Annotated in this window: 17 protein-coding genes and 1 riboswitch; of the genes, 1 reads left to right on the top strand and 16 read right to left on the bottom strand. The window is 42.9% G+C overall.

Annotated features, from left to right (window positions below; genetic code table 11):
* Window positions 1–59: 59 nt before the first annotated feature.
* From SporoP8_RS10500 to SporoP8_RS10440, 10 genes are all read right to left on the bottom strand, one after another.
* Entirely contained in the window at window positions 60–890 is an 831-nt protein-coding gene (locus tag SporoP8_RS10500; protein WP_085133612.1) for an undecaprenyl-diphosphate phosphatase, read from the bottom strand.
* 277 nt (window positions 891–1,167) lie between these two features.
* Window positions 1,168–1,800, bottom strand: coding sequence for a response regulator (locus tag SporoP8_RS10495; protein WP_085132447.1), 633 nt, complete (start codon window positions 1,798–1,800; stop codon window positions 1,168–1,170).
* On the bottom strand, window positions 1,775–2,818 hold the full coding sequence (locus tag SporoP8_RS10490; RefSeq protein ID WP_085132446.1) for a sensor histidine kinase: 1,044 nt from the start codon (window positions 2,816–2,818) through the stop codon (window positions 1,775–1,777). The genes SporoP8_RS10495 and SporoP8_RS10490 overlap by 26 nt, the downstream gene beginning before the upstream one ends.
* Complete coding sequence (gene liaF, locus SporoP8_RS10485; RefSeq protein WP_085132445.1) at window positions 2,815–3,516, bottom strand: cell wall-active antibiotics response protein LiaF; 702 nt, start codon at window positions 3,514–3,516, stop codon at window positions 2,815–2,817. Before liaF ends, SporoP8_RS10490 begins: the two co-directional genes overlap by 4 nt.
* 50 nt (window positions 3,517–3,566) lie before the next feature.
* Window positions 3,567–4,199, bottom strand: a complete 633-nt coding sequence (locus SporoP8_RS10480) for a PspA/IM30 family protein (protein ID WP_085132444.1) — start codon at window positions 4,197–4,199, stop codon at window positions 3,567–3,569.
* A 15-nt stretch (window positions 4,200–4,214) separates the two neighbouring features.
* On the bottom strand, window positions 4,215–4,559 hold the full coding sequence (locus tag SporoP8_RS10475; RefSeq protein ID WP_085132443.1) for a lmo0954 family membrane protein: 345 nt from the start codon (window positions 4,557–4,559) through the stop codon (window positions 4,215–4,217).
* Window positions 4,560–6,360: 1,801 nt separating this feature from the next.
* On the bottom strand, window positions 6,361–6,822 hold the full coding sequence (locus SporoP8_RS10460; RefSeq protein WP_085132440.1) for a DinB family protein: 462 nt from the start codon (window positions 6,820–6,822) through the stop codon (window positions 6,361–6,363).
* Window positions 6,823–6,877: 55 nt separating this feature from the next.
* Window positions 6,878–7,240, bottom strand: coding sequence for a hypothetical protein (locus tag SporoP8_RS10455; RefSeq protein ID WP_085132439.1), 363 nt, complete (start codon window positions 7,238–7,240; stop codon window positions 6,878–6,880).
* 147 nt (window positions 7,241–7,387) lie between these two features.
* Window positions 7,388–9,661 carry a sensor histidine kinase gene (locus tag SporoP8_RS10450; RefSeq protein ID WP_085132438.1) on the bottom strand — a complete coding sequence of 758 codons (2,274 nt, stop codon included), beginning with the start codon at window positions 9,659–9,661 and terminating at the stop codon, window positions 7,388–7,390.
* Between the two features lie 156 nt (window positions 9,662–9,817).
* Window positions 9,818–10,507 (bottom strand): response regulator transcription factor, encoded by a 690-nt coding sequence (locus SporoP8_RS10440; protein ID WP_085132436.1) that lies wholly within the window; start codon window positions 10,505–10,507, stop codon window positions 9,818–9,820.
* A gap of 296 nt (window positions 10,508–10,803) precedes the next feature.
* Here SporoP8_RS10440 and SporoP8_RS10435 point away from each other — a divergent pair, with 296 nt between their 5' ends.
* Complete coding sequence (locus SporoP8_RS10435; RefSeq protein ID WP_085132435.1) at window positions 10,804–10,986, top strand: hypothetical protein; 183 nt, start codon at window positions 10,804–10,806, stop codon at window positions 10,984–10,986.
* A gap of 110 nt (window positions 10,987–11,096) precedes the next feature.
* Here the strand turns inward: SporoP8_RS10435 and SporoP8_RS10430 are convergent, their stop codons facing one another.
* From SporoP8_RS10430 to SporoP8_RS16665, 6 genes are all read right to left on the bottom strand, one after another.
* On the bottom strand, window positions 11,097–11,795 hold the full coding sequence (locus SporoP8_RS10430) for an ECF transporter S component (RefSeq protein WP_085132434.1): 699 nt from the start codon (window positions 11,793–11,795) through the stop codon (window positions 11,097–11,099).
* Window positions 11,768–13,441: an ABC transporter ATP-binding protein gene (locus SporoP8_RS10425; RefSeq protein ID WP_085132433.1), complete on the bottom strand. Its 1,674-nt coding sequence runs from the start codon at window positions 13,439–13,441 to the stop codon at window positions 11,768–11,770. Before SporoP8_RS10425 ends, SporoP8_RS10430 begins: the two co-directional genes overlap by 28 nt.
* Window positions 13,423–14,301 (bottom strand): energy-coupling factor transporter transmembrane component T, encoded by an 879-nt coding sequence (locus tag SporoP8_RS10420; protein WP_085132432.1) that lies wholly within the window; start codon window positions 14,299–14,301, stop codon window positions 13,423–13,425. The genes SporoP8_RS10425 and SporoP8_RS10420 overlap by 19 nt, the downstream gene beginning before the upstream one ends.
* Window positions 14,302–14,383: 82 nt before the next feature.
* On the bottom strand, window positions 14,384–16,690 hold the full coding sequence (locus tag SporoP8_RS10415) for an S-layer homology domain-containing protein (protein WP_085132431.1): 2,307 nt from the start codon (window positions 16,688–16,690) through the stop codon (window positions 14,384–14,386).
* A 79-nt stretch (window positions 16,691–16,769) separates the two neighbouring features.
* Window positions 16,770–18,878, bottom strand: coding sequence for a DUF4430 domain-containing protein (locus SporoP8_RS10410; RefSeq protein WP_085132430.1), 2,109 nt, complete (start codon window positions 18,876–18,878; stop codon window positions 16,770–16,772).
* 143 nt (window positions 18,879–19,021) lie between these two features.
* Window positions 19,022–19,207, bottom strand: a riboswitch (cobalamin riboswitch).
* Window positions 19,208–19,348: 141 nt separating this feature from the next.
* Entirely contained in the window at window positions 19,349–19,525 is a 177-nt protein-coding gene (locus SporoP8_RS16665; protein WP_099627696.1) for a hypothetical protein, read from the bottom strand.
* Between the last annotated feature and the right edge of the window lie 103 nt (window positions 19,526–19,628).

Below are 19,628 nucleotides of genomic sequence, written 5' to 3'. Positions count from 1 at the left end.
ATCCTATTTCATTCCACAAAAAACGACCTCTGCAAATTCTGCAAAGGTCGTCTAACTTCTTATAAAAACACAATCATTGCCAAGATCGCTGCCAGCACAATACGATAAATTGCAAACGGCATCAACTTGACCTTCGAAATCAACTTCAAGAAGAAGCGAATCGAAATCAGCGCGAATACAAACGCACTCAAGAAACCAACCACATAGAATCCTATGTCATCCATCGACATATACTCCCAGTTCTTCAACACCGACACAAGACTCGCACCCATCATAATTGGAACCGCCATGATGAACGTAAAGTCAGCAGCCGTCCGGTGATTCATCCCAAATAACACACCGCCGGAAATCGTCGCACCCGAACGTGAAAACCCTGGCCACAATGACAAACACTGAACCAATCCCACTGTAAATGCCTGTTTATATGTAATCTGATCCAGCGTCTGTACACGTGGATTTTTCGGTCCAAATTTATCCGCTGCAATCATCAACACCGCACCTGCAACTAGCGCAAAAATAACCGTTTCTACACCGAATAAATAATCATCAATTAAATCTTTCAGTGCAAAACCTAAAATAACAGCCGGCAACATACCAACGATTACGTGTAGCAAATTGAAACGCTCGCTCATCTTGACATCGCTATCTACTTTATACAAACCGACTAAACTAAATAACCGTTTCCAAAACACAACGACTACAGCCAAGATCGAACCGAGCTGAATCACTATTTTAAATGTAATCGCGGGATATTTCCCAAGGAATTCTTCCGTCTTCAGCCACATATCATCGACAATAATCAAATGACCCGTCGAAGAAACAGGCGCGAATTCCGTCATACCTTCTACAAACCCTAAAATTAGCGCTTTTATTAAATCAAATAATTCCATATGACTCTCTTTCCGCGAAGGTTTCCCTTCTGCTATTCTATTTTCTTTTACCCAGTCTACCATGACGTAACAAATAGTGGATAAGTTTCCGGCGGAATATTTTTTATCCACATGTGCATACTTTTTCGTTTTTGCATAAAACTGAATACTTATACACATAGTACGTGGATAGATTGTGGAGAAGTCCGTGACTTCAGACTATTCTAATTAAAAATGCTGTTTATCCACAGTTTTATCGTCTATCTACTACTATGTTGAAATTTTTACTAATAGACTATCAAACCGTTAATTTGTTTTGAAACGCATAAATAACCGCTTGAGTGCGGTCTTGGACTTCCAATTTGGATAATACATTACTGACATGGGTCTTAACCGTTTTTAACGCAATGAATAGCTCATCCGCAATTTCCTGATTAGATTTACCTTTGGCCAATAATAATAATACTTCTAGCTCACGATCAGTTAAATCTTCATGCAAGGCATGTGTCTGGGCACCGCGCATTTTTGTCATCATTTTAGATGTCACTTCGGGCTCGAGTACCGTTTGCCCTTGCATAGTTTCCCTAATAGCATCCGCCACCCGCTTTGCGTTGGACGTTTTTAAAATATAACTGACAGCACCTGCTTCAAGTGCGGGGTATAATTTATCGTCATCGAGGAAACTCGTGACGATGATGACCTTCGCTTCCGGCCAGTTAGCGATAATCGCAGCCGTCGCCTCGGCGCCATTCATGACAGGCATGACCATGTCCATCAAAATAATATCCGGACGCAAATCCAGCGCTTTCTCAACGCCTATCTGACCATTTTCCGCCTCCGCAATCACTTCGATATCCGGTTGCATTTGCAAATACGTCGATACGCCAATGCGCACCATTTCATGATCATCTACCAACAGCACTCGAATCATCCGCCAGCTCCCCTTTCAAAATCGGTAATTTCACTTCTATGATCGTTCCTTGAGAAGGTACCGAGACAATCTTACAACTGCCACCGATCTCAATCGCACGTTCCTTCACATTCTGCAGACCATAAGATCCACCTTTGCCATCATCCTGCTTAAATCCAACGCCATTGTCTTGCACGCGCAAAATCGCCAATCCATCACGTTCGATTAATAAAATTTCTACTTCCGTCGCCTGTGCATGACGAAGTGTATTCGACAATGTTTCTTGTGCAATCCGGAATAAATGATCTTCCGCACCTTTAGATAGCTCGATATCTTCTAATCGATGTGTAATATCAAACGTCACTTTTTCCTGCAATTCACTCAGTAACTCTTCGAGACCTTTCGCAAGCGTTTGATTATGCAATGCTGCCGGACGTAAATGAAGAAGTAAAGCTCGCATTTCTAATTGCGCTTGTTGAACCATTCTTTCTACTTGCAATAACGGCTTGCTTATCGGACCTTCTTCCGCTTGTTCCGCAAGTGCCGACAATAACATAGACGCCGCGAACAATTGCTGGGACACAGAGTCATGCAGTTCTCTCGCCAATCTTTGGCGTTCTTGAATGATCCGTTCCTGAATGATTTTATCTTGTGTCTCGACACGCTCATCAGTAATCTTACGCAAACTGTTCCGCTGTGCTTCGAGTACTTCATAAAGCTGTTCAATGGAACGATTCGTCTGTTTTTTCATTTTATTTGAGCTCGTAAATTCCTGTTTAGCATATAAATGCTGCAGTTTTCCGGTAATGATATTTTCTTTCATCCTACTGTTCAAGCTGACCCAGCTAGCAATTCCTAAACCGATGATGAAAATTGTTGTGAACAACCAAACGAGCAACGGCATATCCGCCGCTTCTGTATCGAGTAGCAACCTTTGATATTCCGCAATCGATACATCAATGAACAAATAGAAAAAGACCGCGACGATCAAACTAAACATCAACGTCAAGAAAATGGTGCGACCAATGATTGCCTTCATTTTCTACGCACCTCCACATCGCCGATCCAAGTAAATACCGAAATAATCAACTCGGGATCATTCGGCCGCTTTGTTTCATAGCCATCATGTTCTTGTAAGGTTTCATTGAACAATTGCTTTTGGGCCTTGCCTAAAATATTCGCTTCACCGTACAGCGTGGCATAATGAATTCGCACTGGGATATCGTAAGGTAGTTCAATACGCACTTTACCAAAAATTTGCCGAACCGAAATAAACGAAGCCCCTTTAGGCAATACCGTATCGGTCACATCGACATGCACGTCACCGAAAAACCCTTGCATATGAATATCTTCCCACTCATACGTCGCGAACGGAGTCGATTGGATCGAAAATAAGCGGTTTCTCCACATACCTTGCGATCGTCTAACTCGAGGCTTTTGTAAATCACCAAACACTTCACTAGCCGGTATGCCTTTCCATAGCTTCATTATAATATACAAGACAATGGCTAAAATCAGCAGCCGCACACTCCATAATGTCAGAAGTGCAATTACGATAAAGACAATTCCTGTGATCGCTGTCCATTTCCCACGTTTTCGATAACCGTAATCGAGAAATCCCCAACCGAGAAGGAGGAAGATGAAATTACCGTTTGAAAACACCATGGATTCGACGAAAGCAATCGTCAAAAGAGCAAGCACATATACCGAAACTTTAGTAGAATCCTTCTTAGCCATTCCATACTCTCCCTTCTCGATAGAGGAAGCGCGATGCTTCCTCTTATAGTTTACACAATATCTTGAGATTTTGCGTTAGATTTCTCTAAAGAATCTAGACGTTGCTCCATTGACGAGTGCGTTTGCGGCGTTCTCGTTCTTCCACCCAGATTTTCGATGTACGAATGCAAGTCATCAAGCGTAGAAAATGACTGATCGGGCTTAACGAATCGATCCATTTTTTCTTGCGCGCGTGTCACATTCTCTTTGCCCATCAATTGTAACTGGCGAACACGCATATCCTTCACGCGATGCTTCATCTCTTCAAATTTCCGTTCCAATGACAGCAATTCTTTCGTAGCGTCTTGGATACTCGTAGACAAACGGGCAACTCGTCCTTCATATGCTTCTACTTCTTCTTGAGCGAACGCGATCAACTCTGCATCTCCTGTCACTTCAGCAAGTTCTAGCTGACGACGACGTTTCATCGCCATCAAATCCGCGTCCTGACATTCGGTTTCTAATTCTTCTTTCAGTCTTCCTTGACGTTCAAGCAACTTACCGATTTCCGCTGTTTGCTTTTGCGCATCTAGGAAATACTGATTCAGTAACTCCAGCGGATTTTCTTTCTTCTGCGGCTTTTCCATCAAACCATTCAACTCTTCTTGTACTGTATATTTCAATTTGTGCCAAAATGCGTTCATAGTGCATCTCTCCTTTTATTTTGTCAGTTCATTCCACTGGCGTTCAAAGTTTGTGAACGGGTCATTAGATATGACGTTCGGGTTTACATTGCGGTCTTTCCATTTGCGATATACATAATAGACTCCAATCAACGCGATGATCCCGATGAATGCGCCGATATTTGAAATCGAGCCGATAACACTAATGATCAAAACCGTCATCCAGACTACTTTCGCGAACATCGACTGGCTCTTTCTCCAGTAGTGGTAGCTAACCAGTGCGATCGCGCCTGTTACGGCTAAAACAATGATTGGACCTATGTTTAGCGCTAGAATTAAACCTGCTATAATGCCTAGTAAAACTAATCCAAGTTTCTTCATGTTGATGTCCTCCCTTCATTTGTATCCTTAGTTTATAATGAATTCCCACTTTCTCCGACGGTCCCATAGCGGATTTCTTACTCAGACTTAAGGCTGAGTGTGAGTAGGTACAGAAACCAGAATATTTTTCGGCAGTAAAACAAATTCGCGCAGGCACGTGGGGGATAGCCGTTATACCTGCGCTAACTATTTAGGTTGAGTTTTAAAAGGGCTAGCAAACCGGGAAATTGCGAATGTTACCCAACTTAGAAACGCATTTGGCAGAATAACTACGCGGTTGCAGGTCTTATTCACTTTTGGTTGGGACGTTGCTCGACTAGCTGTTGGGTACTAAAATTAGTGAGCGCATGCTTTCCGGACCCGCGCAGGCACGTGGGGGATTGCCTCCAGCCCTGAGCCAGCTGGCGATAGTGCCCGCCAGTTGTCTCAGGGCCACGGCCTACCCCGCAGTTGTGCCTGCGCTATTGTGGGAAAGTGAATTCGTTTGTGTTTCTAGCAAAAAAACCAGCAACATTGTGATACTAATCATTTATTTTTTGCGAATGAAGTGGCCTACACACTATCCAGCTAAGAGGCTGGCAAACCGGGAAATTGCGAATGTTACCCAACTTAGAAACGCATTTGGTAGAACAACTACTCGGCTGCTGGTCTTTGTCACTTCTGGTTGGGACGTCGCTCGACTGGTTGTTAGGTACTAAAATTAGCGAGGGTATGCTTTCTGGACCCGCGCAGGCACGTGGGGGATTGCCTCCAGCCCTGAGCCAGCTGGCGATAGTGCCCGCCAGTTGTCTCAGGGCCACGGCCTACCCCGCAGTTGTGCCTGCGCTACTGTGGGAAAGTGAATTAGTTTGTGTTTCTAGCAAAAAAACAGCAACATTGTGATACTAATCATTTATTTTTTGCGAATGAAGTGGCCTACACACTATCCAGCTAAGAGGCTGGCAAACCGGGAAATTGCGAATGTTACCCAACTTAGAAACGCATTTGGTAGAACAACTACTCGGCTGCTGGTCTTTGTCACTTCTGGTTGGGACGTCGCTCGACTGGTTGTTAGGTACTAAAATTAGCGAGGGTATGCTTTCTGGACCCGCGCAGGCACGTGGGGGATTGCCTCCAGCCCTGAGCCAGCTGGCGATAGTGCCCGCCAGTTGTCTCAGGGCCACGGCTTACCCCGCAGTTGTGCCTGCGCTATTGTGGGAAAGTGAATTCGTTTGTGTTTCTAGCAAAAAAACAGCAACATTGTGATACTAATCATTTATTTTTCGCGAATGAAGTGGCCTACACACTATCCAGCTAAGAGGCTAGCAAAACAAGGAACTTTTTACATTACCCAACTAAGAAACGCATTTGGCAGAATAACGACGCGGTTGCAGGTCTTATTCACTTTTGGTTGGGACGTCGCTCGACTAGCTGTTGGATACTAAAATTAGTGAGCGTATGCTTTCTCGACCCGCGCAGGCACGTGGGGGATTGCCTCCAGCCCTGAGCCAGCTGGCGATAGTGCCTGCCAGTTGTCTCAGGGCCACGGCCTACCCCGCAGTTGTGCCTGCGCTACTGTGGGAAAGTGAATTAGTTTGTGTTTCTAGCAAAAAAAACAGCAACATTGTGATACTAATCATTTATTTTTTGCGAATGAAGTGTATTAGCTTCCCTACACAATCTAACGAAAGCCATCCACCAGCGCCGAAGTGAGGACAATGGGCTTTCTACTTACACCGCAAGCAAAACAACAAACTTTTAACCAAACACAAAAAGCTGCTCACGAAATCGATTACGATCTCCTGAACAGCTACATCGGATTTTACTTATTCGCTTTAATTAGGCCATCAATCAAACCTGCATGCAAACCTTCATGCCAAGTAAGAAACTGCAGAACTTCATCGACAGTTTCCATCGTAATGAATTTACCGATAGAAAGTGGTGTACTCAATCGATGGGCTAGCTGTTGTTCGGTTAGTTTCGATATACGCTTGCTTTGGTCTTTCATCGCAGCGACTAACTCCTCTTCAACTGGAGGACTACTCGGCCAAGTAGATGGACTCGTTCCTGGCGCGAAGAATTCAGTCCACTCTAACTTATCGACTGGGTAGTCATTCAGTGCGCGGTGAAGAAGATCTTCAGTTAATGAATAGATATGTCCTACATTCCACCGTACAGTATTAGAAAAACCTTCAGGTTGAACGTCCCACGCGTAATCGTCTGCACGTTTAATGAGACTTAATGTATAACCTCTCGCCATGTAGAATTGTTGCAATGCACCCATTCATTCCACCCTTTCTTCTAACCTAAAAACAGCCTTGCACTTAGGCAGGCTGACTTTACGATGGATTCTCTTCTTGCTTTTTAATATTCTTATGCTCATTCCACTGGTCATGCGCTTCATGGTTGTATTCACGATTATATTCTTCCTGATCTCCATACGGGAACTTTTCACCGGGTGTCAGATCATGATAATTTTGGCTTGGTGATTTATTTTGACTGTATGCGGAGGGTTTATGTTCTCCCGTTTCATCCTGTGCATTTTCTCTAAATGCTACACTTGAATCAGAATCTGCTGGATCGGCAAGAGGTAGTTCGTCTGGTACTACTACGTCTTCTACTACACCCTTTTGTTCATTAATCTCTTCCAATTTCGGAGTTAGATCTTTTTTGTTTGGATACTTTCCGTCAACGATTGTCATATAACCATTCCTCCCTTTCATGCAGCCAAGAATCAATAGACCACACTCTCTATACATACCCGTATTCGCCATAAACTAAACTAATTCCTTTTTAATTTTAAAAAAAGAGTAAGACAGGAATTTCCTCCCATCTCACTCCACACCAATTTACCCACCTACGACATCAATCGTCACTTTGAATAAATCTCCATCCACTTCCACTTCCATTCGACCGCCATGCAACTCGACAATAGATTGAGCAATAGCCAGCCCGAGACCCGAACCTTCCGTTTGTCTCGACTCATCGCCTCTCTTAAAGCGTTCGAATAATTCATCCGTATTGTCTGTAAGTTCATATTTCGCGACATTCTTCAAGATGATACGTGCATTCGATCCGACTTGCTGAAGATTGACGTACACTCGGGTACCAGGCAGCGAATACTTCCACACATTGATGAGCAGATTATCAAGTACTCTCCACCACTTCTGACCGTCTACCATCGCAAACACTGGCTCTTCAGGTAAAGTAGTTCGAATATGCAAATCTTGATCAACGAATTCTTCCGCGTGTTCTGCCAATGCTTGTTGTATCAACTGATTCAAATCCACACGTTGCTTCACCATTTCTAAATTACCGCTTGCCATTTTGGATACTTCAAATAAATCTTCAATGAGCGTTTTCAGGCGCTGGGATTTCTGATCCAGAATGCCGACGTATTTCGCGCGTTCTTCCGCAGTTAACGTCTCATCTTTCAATAAATCCGTATACGTAATGATTGAAGTAAGCGGCGTCCGTAAGTCATGGCTGACATTCGTAATTAGCTCTGTTTTTAACCGCTCACTCTTCGCTTGCTCATTAATCGATACGCGAACACCTTCGCGAAGATTATTCAAGTTCGCTGCATGTTTCGCAAGCTGTGATGTACCTTTGACGGGGATCGCTTGCGTCAGATGACCCGCTGCCATATCATTCGTTGCAGCCAATATACGAGTTAAATAAGCTGTTTTTTTCACGAAAATGAATAATGCTGGTAGTGCGACAAACAGTACACAGAAAAAGTAGATGATTAGGAGCGTCGGTTGCATGAATCCACCAACCAAGCCTATGCCGGCAAGGAAAAAGATCATCAGTAACAACGATAACTGTACACCGATCGTACGATTGCTGAACGTGACTCTAATATCTTTCACAAATTGCATCGTGAAGCTTTCCTGCCAATCCTTCATCAGTCGTCCAGGTTCGCGGTATAGTATAAATAAATGAACAACTTGAAACGCCAATAATGAAGTAAACAGTACACCAACCAGCAAGAAACTGACGGTGATATTACCGATTGTCCCCAAACTTAGGTACCTAAACTGATTGAAGATATTGTAGATAGCCGATTGGAAATAAAGTGTCAGAATAAACGTAGTGAACAGTAAAAAGACTACTTTCACATCGATTTTCCAGCGTGAATACGTGGTAGCGAATCTTGACTGGAGCACCCACTCTTTCTGAAACTTCATAACTGTAAACAATGCCGCGAGAGCAAGCACACCGAGAATCCACAATACATATATCATATATTTTCCACGAATGAATTGATCATTTTCCTTGGCCATTTCCCCTGACACTGTAGCATCTGCAGGAATAATAACTGTTCCTTCGAAATATTGCGTAGGGTTGCTGATTCCTTCTACATCATCTGTGAAGGTTGAGTCGTGTTCCATTGAATAATCAAAGTAGTCATCGTCATACGCCGTGCTGGTTCCTTCTACGTCATCTGTGTACATTGAGTCTTGTTCCATTGAATAATCGGAATAGCCATTGTCATACACAGCCGAGTTCGCCCTGAAATATCCTGTTGCATCAGTAAATTTTTGATGAAAGAGTGCCGTTACCTCGACATCTCCCCGAGAAAATCGTTCGCCCGTTTCAATATTAACGAGATCGTAGGCAATCGGAATATTCGTTTCCTGGCTATTTTCTGTCTCATTAATTTGACGCGCTAAAGCATTTGCCTTTTCCAAACGAATTTTGTCTTCCACGTAATGATCGCTTTTAAAGTTCTTTTGAATGTCTTCCAATTTCATATTCCGCTCTTTAACTAGAGCCAATAGCAAGGTTTCATTTTTCTTGCTTTTCGCATCCGTAATTCGTTCATCATATTGTTGCTGAATATTATCAAGCTGTTCAGAAAGTGTACCGTATCGCTGTCGGTACTCTTCAATTTCATCCCGTGAAACCACTAATTCTTTCTCCGCTTTTTTCAGGTCAATTGGATTAAGTACGGTAGTCGACAGATTATCATATACTTGTTCCATTCTGTAAGTAAATTCTTCTTGATCAGTAAACGACTTGCCAACAAGCTGCGGCGCATAATGAATAATGGACGGCAATGCGATCACTACAAGCGTCACGAGTGCGGACCAGATGGCCAATTTTATATTTTTGTTCATTACACGGTTCCTCCTCTAATAATTCGTCCGAAGTAATGAGTCGCTAGGTTTACTCGTTCCCAGCCGTCCAGGAAAAGATCCACTGTATAGGAGGCGCAGTACAGTAGGCTACCCAGAGCTAACGTAATCGCAATGATTGACCCAACCAAGCCGTTTCTATTTTTCAATTTTGTAGCCAACGCCCCACACCACCTTTACATACTGCGGATTTTTCGGATCCGCTTCTATTTTCTCTCGGATCTTTCGGATATGCACCGCCACAATATTTTCTGCGTTATATGCCTGTTCATTCCACACACGTTCATATATTTCATTAATTGAAAATACGCGTCCTGGATGTTTCATCAGGAGTTCCGTGATTTTGAATTCAATTGGAGTCAGCCGAACCGGTGTCCCATTTACCGTCAACTCCTTCTCTTCTTCATTGAGGACAAGTCCGTTTACTTCAATTACTTTTTGTCCTTCATACGTCCCCAGCATTACATACCGGCGAAGTTGTGACTTCACACGAGCCATCAGTTCAAGCGGATGGAATGGCTTCGTGACATAATCATCTGCACCAACTGACAACCCATGTATTTTGTCAGAGTCTTCCACTTTCGCACTTAACATGATAATGGGGATATTCTGTACTTCCCGTATCTTGAATGTTGCCGTGATCCCATCCATATTCGGCATCATAATATCTAAAATCAATAAATGGATTTCATTCAACGCCAGCAACTCTAGCGCTTCTTGACCATCTTTCGCTTTCAGCACATGATATCCTTCATTTTTCAAATAAATCTCAATTCCCTCACGGATTTCCTTATCATCGTCTGCTACAAGCACTGTAAACTCTGCCATATACGTCACCCCGTCTCACTAATACCTTCATTCTACCACCCTACTCTTAACAAAGACTGAGGATAAATATGAAGAAAATCTTAAGATAGATTTGAATGAATTCATTTGCGCTCATTATACTGCTTCAACCGCTCTTAAAAATTCACAAGTGCTCATAGAACATGGACAAGCGCTCTATCATGCCACAAAAGCGCTCATAGAACACATCCAACCGCTCTATGCAACGTCACAACCGCTCATAGGTGATGTATAATCTCCAATAAGAATGCCACACTTCTATAATGGAGGTGACGAACATGCCTAACAAAAAGAGTAATAAGAAGAAAAATGAGAACATGCGTGAGGAGTATGGTTTTGGATATGATCTGAGTCCTGACGATTTCGATGTAATTGGACAGAACGATGCGGCTAAGAATAAGAATGCGAACTCGAAGAAGAACAAGCAGTCGGAAGGTAATCAACCGTTTAATCCTTCGTGATTTTTAAAGGAGAAGGCATCGTTATCGCATATAATCATTCGCTTTTTACTCATTGCACACAAAAAGAGTAGCCATTTTTGGCTACTCTTTTTGTGTCTTATGTATACCAGTTAATCTGGCTGCTCATACAGCAACCCATACTTCCGCTGAATGCGTTGCAAAATCTTCATCCAACTTGCTCCAAATACACAAATGAAAAATACATTGGATAAGGCATGCGCGAGATCAAAGTAGATACTGGAAGCAAAAATCCCGGCAACGTATTTCCAAGAAAGTGCTTCAATATTCCCTACAATAACCCACGCATTCATGACCCAGCCGAAAATATAGCCCCAGACGAAACCAAACACACTTTTCCCCCAAAGCGTCTTCATAAACACGGTATTACGTAATAGTCCCGCAGTCATTCCCATCATGCCCCACGCATACATTTGCCATGGAGTCCAAGGCCCTTGCCCGAGAAAAAAATTTGAGACAATAGCAGCGACAGCACCGACGATGAAACCTGACTCCGCACCAAAGACTAACCCTGCCATAATGATAATGAAGGAAGTTGGCTGAATGCTCGGAAGTCCGGCAAATGGAACACGCCCAACTGCTGCGATCGCTGCAAGCATTGCCAGCAAGACCACTTCCCTTCCTCCTACATCCCGCCACTCAAAGCGAGCGAAAAACGGAATCATAATGGCCGCGATCATGATGATACTCAGTAATAAATACGCTCTGTAATGAAAGAAGACGATCGAAACGACAAGTAAAGACAGTAATACTAAAGAAACAATCAGTAAATACTTTCGCGAACGACCCATGTCGCCACAGCCTCCTCATACGTCAATACTTCAGGCTGTTTTGTTTCCCGCGTCGCGCGATTGATCGCCGTCGTGTAGAAATAATTGCCTTTGAATAATTCATCTGGCGTACCGTCTGCTGCGATTTCTCCATCAAACATCATGGCACAACGTTGTGCATAACTCGCTGCAAAGCCGATGTCATGCGTCACCATGAAAAGGGTCAGTCCGTCTTGCTGCAAACTATACAATAACTCACCTAAATGCTGCTTCGAAACCGGATCCATCCCTTTCGTCGGTTCATCCATGAACAACATTTCGGGTTCACCTAGCAAAATACAGGCAAGTGCCGCTTTCTGGACTTCCCCACCTGAGCAGTCATACGGATGACGCGTACGTAAATGGGAAATACCGAACGCTTCAAGCAAATGATGCATCCTTTCCGTTAAATTGGATAGCTTCAAGCGCTCACCAATAGTCTGCATTTCTTCTTCTATCGTTTGCTGAACAAAATACGTTCTAGGATTTTGTGGCAAGTAGGCAATTTTTCCAATCCACTCAGAATCCTTCATTTTCCGCATATCTTGCCCATTCAAGCGGACTTTTCCACGTTGCGGTTTTATACTGCCGAGACTCGTGCGTAAAGCAGTCGTTTTCCCACTGCCGTTTCCTCCAACCATCGCAAAAAATTGACCTTTTGGGATACGTAACGTAAAACTTTTCAAGACGAATGGTGCTTTCTTTTCGTACCGGAAAAACACATCGTCCATCTCGAGTATCCATGGCTCTTTCGATCGATTGGATTGCGCTTCAACAGGCGCAATTTCATGCTCTTCACGACCGATCCACTGCTTACATTCTTTCACCGTAAGAGGAATCGCCGTAATAACAGGTTTCTCTTCAAACTCCATATATAGTCGTGCGAATGTAGGTACGTACGGAAAAAAATGTGTTGCTTGATCCATATATAATTCTCCAATGACTTGGCGACTATCCCCTTCATACCTAATCTGACCGGATTCCACCAGTACGACTCGGTCCGCCACTGCAAACAATTCTTCCAAACGGTGCTCGACTAATACAATCGTCATCCCCGTTTCTTTATTTAAACGCTCAAGCATCAGTACCAACTCTTTTGCCGCCACCGGATCGAGTTGTGATGTCGGTTCATCAAGCAAGAGAACGCGCGGCTTCATAAGTAGTACCGACAGTAGATTTAACAACTGCTTCTGACCACCAGACAGCTCGGAAGGCTTTGCATTCAACAAATCCTCCACTCCGAAAAAGTGCACCATTTCCGCTACCCGTTTACGCATTTCAAAAGTAGAATACCCTAAGTTCTCCAATCCAAAGACAATCTCTTGCATCACTTCATCCATGACGATTTGATTGTCTGGATCCTGGAAAACATAACCGACTTGCTCGACCATCTGCCGCTCTTCCCACTCATTGATCAGTTTACCTTTATAGAGAATTTCCCCTTCAAGTTGTCCCGCCGGTGTCAATTCCCTCTTCAATACCTTCAGTAAAGTCGTCTTACCACTGCCACTTGCGCCTCCAATGACGAGGAATTCTCCTTCATTAATAGAAAGTGAAATATCTTTCAGCACATGCTGATCTGTATTCGGAAAAGAAAACGAGACGTGATTCAAATTGAATAATTCCATTTCAGTAGTTCTCTCCCTTCTACAAGTACTGGAAACAGTGCCATGGCCATGCCGCAAGCGAATACCGCGAAGTCAAGCAATGATAAATGCAATGTACCAAGTTCCGGATACATGACGATCTTTCCATAGCCCATCAATCCACCCGTAACGCACATGACGAAAACCACGATTAAATAACTTAACCACTGTTTATCCGACTTCGTCATCCGGTATGGAATATATGGACGCCTTTTACCAGATCCATATCCCCTTGCTTTCATAGAATCCGCAGTCTCCACAGCTTCTTCCAATGACCATGACAGCAGAATTTGTAACATTGACATCCCACTCTTCGCACGCTCACGTACTGTTCCCTGTGTCATCGTCAAGCCTTTCAGACGTTGGACATCCTGAATTTCAGTCAACCGCCTTTTCAGCAAAGGCACAAAACGGATGGACATCATAATTAGAAATGCAGTCCTCGGCACGATTCTTGCGAAAATATATAATATTTTATTACCGTTCAAGACGAGATTCAACGAAACGAATAACAAAAGAATCATCAACAACGACATCGCTGTCACGACACCATAGAGCATCGCTTCTAGCGTCACTTGTTTTCCAAAGAGATGAAAGAACACATGCGTTCCTCTTGAATTAATAAATGGATTGAGCACAATGATGAGCACAGTCATAGTCATCATCAACGGCATCCACTGCTTCATAGCCTGTCCGCCATCATGCGAAAGATTGACCGCAAGTAATGCAAGGCAACCGGCTAACAGAAAGATCGGATGATTGAAGAACATCGCAAAAAAACCAATGCAGATATAATAAAAGAACATCACGAAAGGGTGAACTGCGTGTATTCCATTGCCCATAACCCTTCCCCCCACTAGCCTATCAAGATACTATACGATAAAGACAGACAATCTTGCACCGCGTGTGTGCAAGATTGTGTGATCATTTGGTATTCAAAAACTCTATTAACATTTTCATAGCATGTGCACGAGATGTAGAGTTACTTGGCATAAATTTGCCATTCTCTCCATTTGCCATCTTCAAATCATATAGCATGCTCATCGCTTTTACAGCCTCCATATTGTATGAATGAATATCACGGAAAGGTGCTACTTGCTTGAACTTATACACTTCACCGTTCTTCACTTCATACGCACGGTATAACATAAGCGCCATTTGTGCACGCGTCACTTGTTGTGTCGGCATGAACTTACCGTCGATCCCTTTTATTAAACCATTATGGTATGCAGCTGCAATTTCTGCTTGTGTACTTGCGGCATACTTTTGTGTATCTACGAACGGTGCTTTCTTATCCGTCTTTAAATCCAACGCACGAACTAAAATAGATACTGCTTGTGCACGCGTCAGTGATTGATTCGGCTTAAACGTATTGTCTTTATAGCCACTCGCTATTCCTTGCTCTACTGCTTGCGTAATATAATCCTTTGCCCAGTGTGTAGTAATATCCGTGAACTGTGGAGTCGGAGTCGGGTCAGGTTTCGGATCTGGATCAGGTGTTGGTACAGGATCTGGCTTTGGTGCTGGAAGAACAGGTACATCTTTGAAGTTGTATAATACACCTTTGCCTTTTGTGAATAAATCAAATGCTACTAATGCTTGCAACGCTTGCTCGGTTGCCATAGCATTCGAACGACTATCTCCTGCTGTATGCTGGAAGCCGCCGTCAGATGTTTGGAAACTCAATAGGTGATCAATCAAGTTGATGCCATTTTTCGTGAACATCGGTATACGCGGATCGATTTGATTCGCAGTCAGACCGATGATGACTTGTGACGTCGCTTCACTTGAAATACCACCGACGAATGCTTCGTCAAATCCACCTGTTGGACCTTGTGCATTTGCCAGGAACTTCACTGCACGATCCATCGCTTTACGAACTTCCGGCTGATCTGTATACGGCGCAATACCGATCAATGCCATCGCCGTAATGTCATAGCTTGTCGATCCTTCCTTACTCGTCGCCAAGCTCCACGATCCGTCATCTTTTTGGTATTTCAATAATTCCGCAACTAGTTTTTCACGTGTCCATTTCGAGTTGTTTGGCACTTGGTAATCTCTTGAATCAAGTGCAATTAACGCGAAAATGATTCCGTTATTCCCTTGGTATGTCAGGCTATCAGCACCCGTCATATGCTTTTCGCTATTCACAATTTTGTCAATTAAGTTAAAGCCTTTGCCATCTGCATTCGTCGGATCAATACCGATTGCTGAAGCCGCCATGGTTAAACGCTGTACATCCGTAATCTTCATACGACCTTTGCCAGACCTGCTAATCACTTGGTCTTGCAAATGTTCATAGAATTCTTTTGTATAGGAAGCAGGTACTTTCTTACCTGCTTTCACCAGTCCAATTGCCTGCCATTCACTGTCGATTGTGCCTGCAAGCATTTGTGCACTTGCCTGGCTAATCGCTGAATTGACAAGCTTTGAGTAATCTTTAATCGATGGTGATTCTGGTTCTGGTTTTGGATCCGGCTTCACTACCGGAGGCTCTGGTGGTGGATTCGGATTAGGTTCTGGATTGGGTAACGGGTTCGGTTCAGGATTAGTATTAGGTGCATACGTCACCTTCACTGTTTTTGTAACCGTATCATCCTTCTTATCCGTTGCCTTTAAGACAATGTTGTTCTCGCCACTCTGCAACACGGTATTTACTGTGTTCCCTGTGACTACTGCTGGTTTGCCGTTTACAGTTACTGTAGGTTGAAGTGCTGTTCCGAAATAACTCGCTGCATTTACTTGGAAGGAAAGAGCAGACTGTGTAACTGTTGCTCCCGATGTAACTCCTGACACAGAGATTTTTGGCTCCAAGTCTTCACGGAAAGGAAACAGATCCGCGTTTAAATCCTTACCTAAGTCAATCGTATATTTCCACTCCACTTTATCGCCAGGGATCAGCTTGATGACACCCGCTCCACGATTCGGGAAGATGCCGTTAACGCTGTACATCCAACCGCTGCCTTGTCCACGATCGAATTCAAATACGCCTTGGATCCCTTCGACATATGCACTTTCATGCTCTCCCCCACGATATGACATCGAAATATTATTAGCTTTGACACTGCGTTTTAGTGCGCTTAGAACCGTATCGCCTTCTTCTACGGCCACAGTTGACAACGGCATCGGAACTTCCGTAGGAGAAATCGTGATAGAATGCTGTAGCGTCTGCGTTGCTTGATTTTCATAAATCGGCATCGGTTGCTCTGCAAATGAAGGAGAAACCGGCATGAGGATGGCGGCACTCGCTAATGCGAATGCTGCCGTTACTTTTGTGAAATTTTTAATAATAGAAATAACGCATACCTCCTTATTTAATGATGAATAGTTGTCGAGCTGCTTGTTTTAATGTTTTTCCTTCTGTAGAGACAGGATCAATCACAACTAGAGAATACAACTGCCCTTTCTGATAGTCTGTTTCAGGTGTAACGGTAGCTTTTAAACCATTCGCTTTTACGGTAACTGGCACACGCTTACCTGTTACATCTTCTACATAGATTTTATCCAGATTCTCTTTTGAATCTTGTATTTCTTTGTTAAATGTGACTGTAAACTCATGAGAGGGTGCTACTACTTTCGCATCGAAATAGCGATATGGACGATCATTATCTACTATGAATACTTTCTTCGCCCCTTCAGGAATCCTTGTTTCTTTTTGGGTACCTTTTTCTCCAGCTTGCACAACATAATATCCTTCAATCATTTCGGTATTTTCAATAAATATGGAAGACCAAGCTTCATTTTTGTTTTTCTGCACATGTAGAAGGCTATTATTCACAATTCCTTGAAGAGTTGAATGACTTGAAACTTCAAGTCGCGCGGGTTGATCCGAAAAATCATATAATCGGCCTTCACCTTTTGTAAATAAATCAAATGCTACAAGACCTTGAAGCGCTTGCTCTGTAGCCATACCATCTGTCGAACCCGTTATAGTATGTTTGAAGCCGCCATTTTCTGTTTGGAAGCTTAACAAGTGATCTATCAAGTTGATGCCATTCTTTGTAAACTGTTCACCTTGTGGATCGATGTTATTGGCTGTCAAACCAATGATAACTTGTGAAGTTGCTTCACTAGAAATACCGCCTACGAACGCTTCATCAAATCCGCCGGTAGGACCTTGGTTTTTAGACAAAAATGTCACGGCTTTCTCGATAGCTTTTTTGACGGCTGGTTGTTCCTTGTAAGGTGCTAAACCAATAAGTGCCATCGCCGTTATGTCATAGCTTGCAGAGCCTGTATTGCTTGTAGATAAACTCCATGCACCGTCATCTCTTTGATAACTTAAAAGGGATGCGACTATTTTTTCACGATTCCATCTTGCATCTTTTGGAACTTCATAGTTTTTTGTATCGAGTGCAATCAATGCGAAAATCAAACCATTCGTTCCTTGGCGTGTCATAGTATCTACGTTTCTTATATCTATACTGTTATAGATTTTATCGAGTAAATCTATACCATTGACGTTCTTAGGGTCTCTCCCTATCGCTGCCGCAGCTATCGTCAAACGTTCTGCATCTGTTATTTTTAGTCGTTCTAAGTTATCAACAATTTGTTGTTGGACATTATTATCAAATATGGCTTCATAGCTGTTCGGAACAGCTCCCCCTGCTTTTACTAAACCAACTGCCAACCACTCGCTCGATACTGATTTACTCAGTATGTAATCTGTAACTTTTTCAATCGCTTCGGGTACACGCGTTTGACTTGCCACTACAGTAATGTGTAGTGCTTCCGCTGCTTTTCCTACAACTGTTGCTTTAGCAGCATTAAGCGTGAAGTTTTCATGTTGTACGGTGCCTTCCAATTGAATCGTCACTTGCTGATCTGTGTCTTGAGTAATTTTAGAAATAGTCAATCCCGATTGTCCGACAGTCCAATATTCCGATTCTAGCGCTGCCGGTGTAAAAGTATCACCTATAAGATTCACTGTAATCGCAGGGTTGTTACTACCTTCTACAAGACTAGTAGGTGTAGAAAGGGCTGCCCAACGACTGTAAAAGAATTTCACTTGATCAGTATTTTTTAATACATATGCAGCAGCACCAATAGCAGGTGCTTGTCCGTTTATTGTATAATTCCAGCCATCCCAGCCACCTAATGACCCTGCTTCTTCATTATTAATGGAAGTTACATAAGCTCCAAAATCACTTTCTTGAACAGTATAATGGACGCTCTTACTATCTAGTGCTTTCTTCAATGCCTCTAAAGCATTTTGCCCTGTTGTAACTTCAATCGCTTCTTTTAAAATTACTCCCGATAAACCTTCTACTTCCACATCTACCATGTAATTAGTGGCTTGCGGACTTACTTCACTTTGTTGGACATCCGTGGTAGCTAAAGCAACTGAACTTGTGACAGGCAACAGCATCATTACTGCTAGTAAAACACTTGCGATGATAGATACATAACGCTTAAACAAATGGTTTCCCCCTCATACTAGTATCATAAATTGAACGTAAAAAAGCCCTTGCCTCCAGAAAGAGACAAGGGCACTATGTATAGGCAGACTTCGGCTAATGACTTAGTAAATCCGATACAATATGCATACCTCTTCCTGGGAGGCGTAACGCATGGTATTTTGGCAAGTCTCCTGACTTATGGATCATCACGTCTTCAACCTTCCCAGTATTTCACCAGTGGTATTTTGAAGATACTTCCCATTTACAGTGGCCGGACCGTACAGGATTTTCACCTGTTTCCTTTTTCATCTTTACAATAATGCAAAGAACCAAAATATTCTATTCAATTTACAACTAGTATATCACAAGCACACCCGCTATTTTTTGTTATTTCAAATGAATAGTATAAAAGACCGATAAAAAGAATCTCTCATCAGTCTTCTTGTGAACACTATCTATTACTTCATACGCTATATAAGGGAGTGTAAACTTATAGCTCCTGATAATCTCGCTGATAGACTCCGCCGTCTTTCACTTCTGCATGATAAAGTGCTTTCAATGCAAAGCTTTTCTCCAGCTCATGCTCTTTCATAATCGCTTTCAATTTTCTATTTAACTCTGGGCTATGCTTTACGAGCTGCAGCATCTTAGGTTGTGAATATTGCACGAAAATCTCCTCCTCATTTCTTTCGTTTCTATAGTATAACATGGCTATGGTTTTTATTGTGTGAAGTGAAATCATTCGTTAGGGTGGAAATCACCCATACGTT

This window comes from Sporosarcina ureae (assembly GCF_002101375.1).
In the GTDB taxonomy this organism is placed as follows: domain Bacteria; phylum Bacillota; class Bacilli; order Bacillales_A; family Planococcaceae; genus Sporosarcina; species Sporosarcina ureae_B.
Note: the sequence above shows the minus strand (reverse complement) of the source record. Positions and strands in the feature narration are given on the sequence as shown.

Bases quoted from the DNA above. Each gene is read 5' to 3' on its own strand.
- SporoP8_RS10415 (WP_085132431.1), bottom strand. From the start codon at position 16,690: ATGCCGGTTTCTCCTTCATTTGCAGAGCAACCGATGCCGATTTATGAA.
- SporoP8_RS10430 (WP_085132434.1), bottom strand. From the start codon at position 11,795: ATGGGTCGTTCGCGAAAGTATTTACTGATTGTTTCTTTAGTATTACTG.
- SporoP8_RS10480 (WP_085132444.1), bottom strand. From the start codon at position 4,199: ATGAACGCATTTTGGCACAAATTGAAATATACAGTACAAGAAGAGTTG.
- SporoP8_RS10475 (WP_085132443.1), bottom strand. From the start codon at position 4,559: ATGAAGAAACTTGGATTAGTTTTACTAGGCATTATAGCAGGTTTAATT.
- liaF (WP_085132445.1), bottom strand. From the start codon at position 3,516: ATGGCTAAGAAGGATTCTACTAAAGTTTCGGTATATGTGCTTGCTCTT.
- SporoP8_RS10490 (WP_085132446.1), bottom strand. From the start codon at position 2,818: ATGAAGGCAATCATTGGTCGCACCATTTTCTTGACGTTGATGTTTAGT.
- SporoP8_RS10440 (WP_085132436.1), bottom strand. From the start codon at position 10,507: ATGGCAGAGTTTACAGTGCTTGTAGCAGACGATGATAAGGAAATCCGT.
- SporoP8_RS10495 (WP_085132447.1), bottom strand. From the start codon at position 1,800: ATGATTCGAGTGCTGTTGGTAGATGATCATGAAATGGTGCGCATTGGC.
- SporoP8_RS10500 (WP_085133612.1), bottom strand. From the start codon at position 890: ATGGAATTATTTGATTTAATAAAAGCGCTAATTTTAGGGTTTGTAGAA.
- SporoP8_RS10460 (WP_085132440.1), bottom strand. From the start codon at position 6,822: ATGGGTGCATTGCAACAATTCTACATGGCGAGAGGTTATACATTAAGT.
- SporoP8_RS10450 (WP_085132438.1), bottom strand. From the start codon at position 9,661: ATGAACAAAAATATAAAATTGGCCATCTGGTCCGCACTCGTGACGCTT.
- SporoP8_RS10455 (WP_085132439.1), bottom strand. From the start codon at position 7,240: ATGACAATCGTTGACGGAAAGTATCCAAACAAAAAAGATCTAACTCCG.
- SporoP8_RS10420 (WP_085132432.1), bottom strand. From the start codon at position 14,301: ATGGGCAATGGAATACACGCAGTTCACCCTTTCGTGATGTTCTTTTAT.
- SporoP8_RS10425 (WP_085132433.1), bottom strand. From the start codon at position 13,441: ATGGAATTATTCAATTTGAATCACGTCTCGTTTTCTTTTCCGAATACA.
- SporoP8_RS10435 (WP_085132435.1), top strand. From the start codon at position 10,804: ATGCCTAACAAAAAGAGTAATAAGAAGAAAAATGAGAACATGCGTGAG.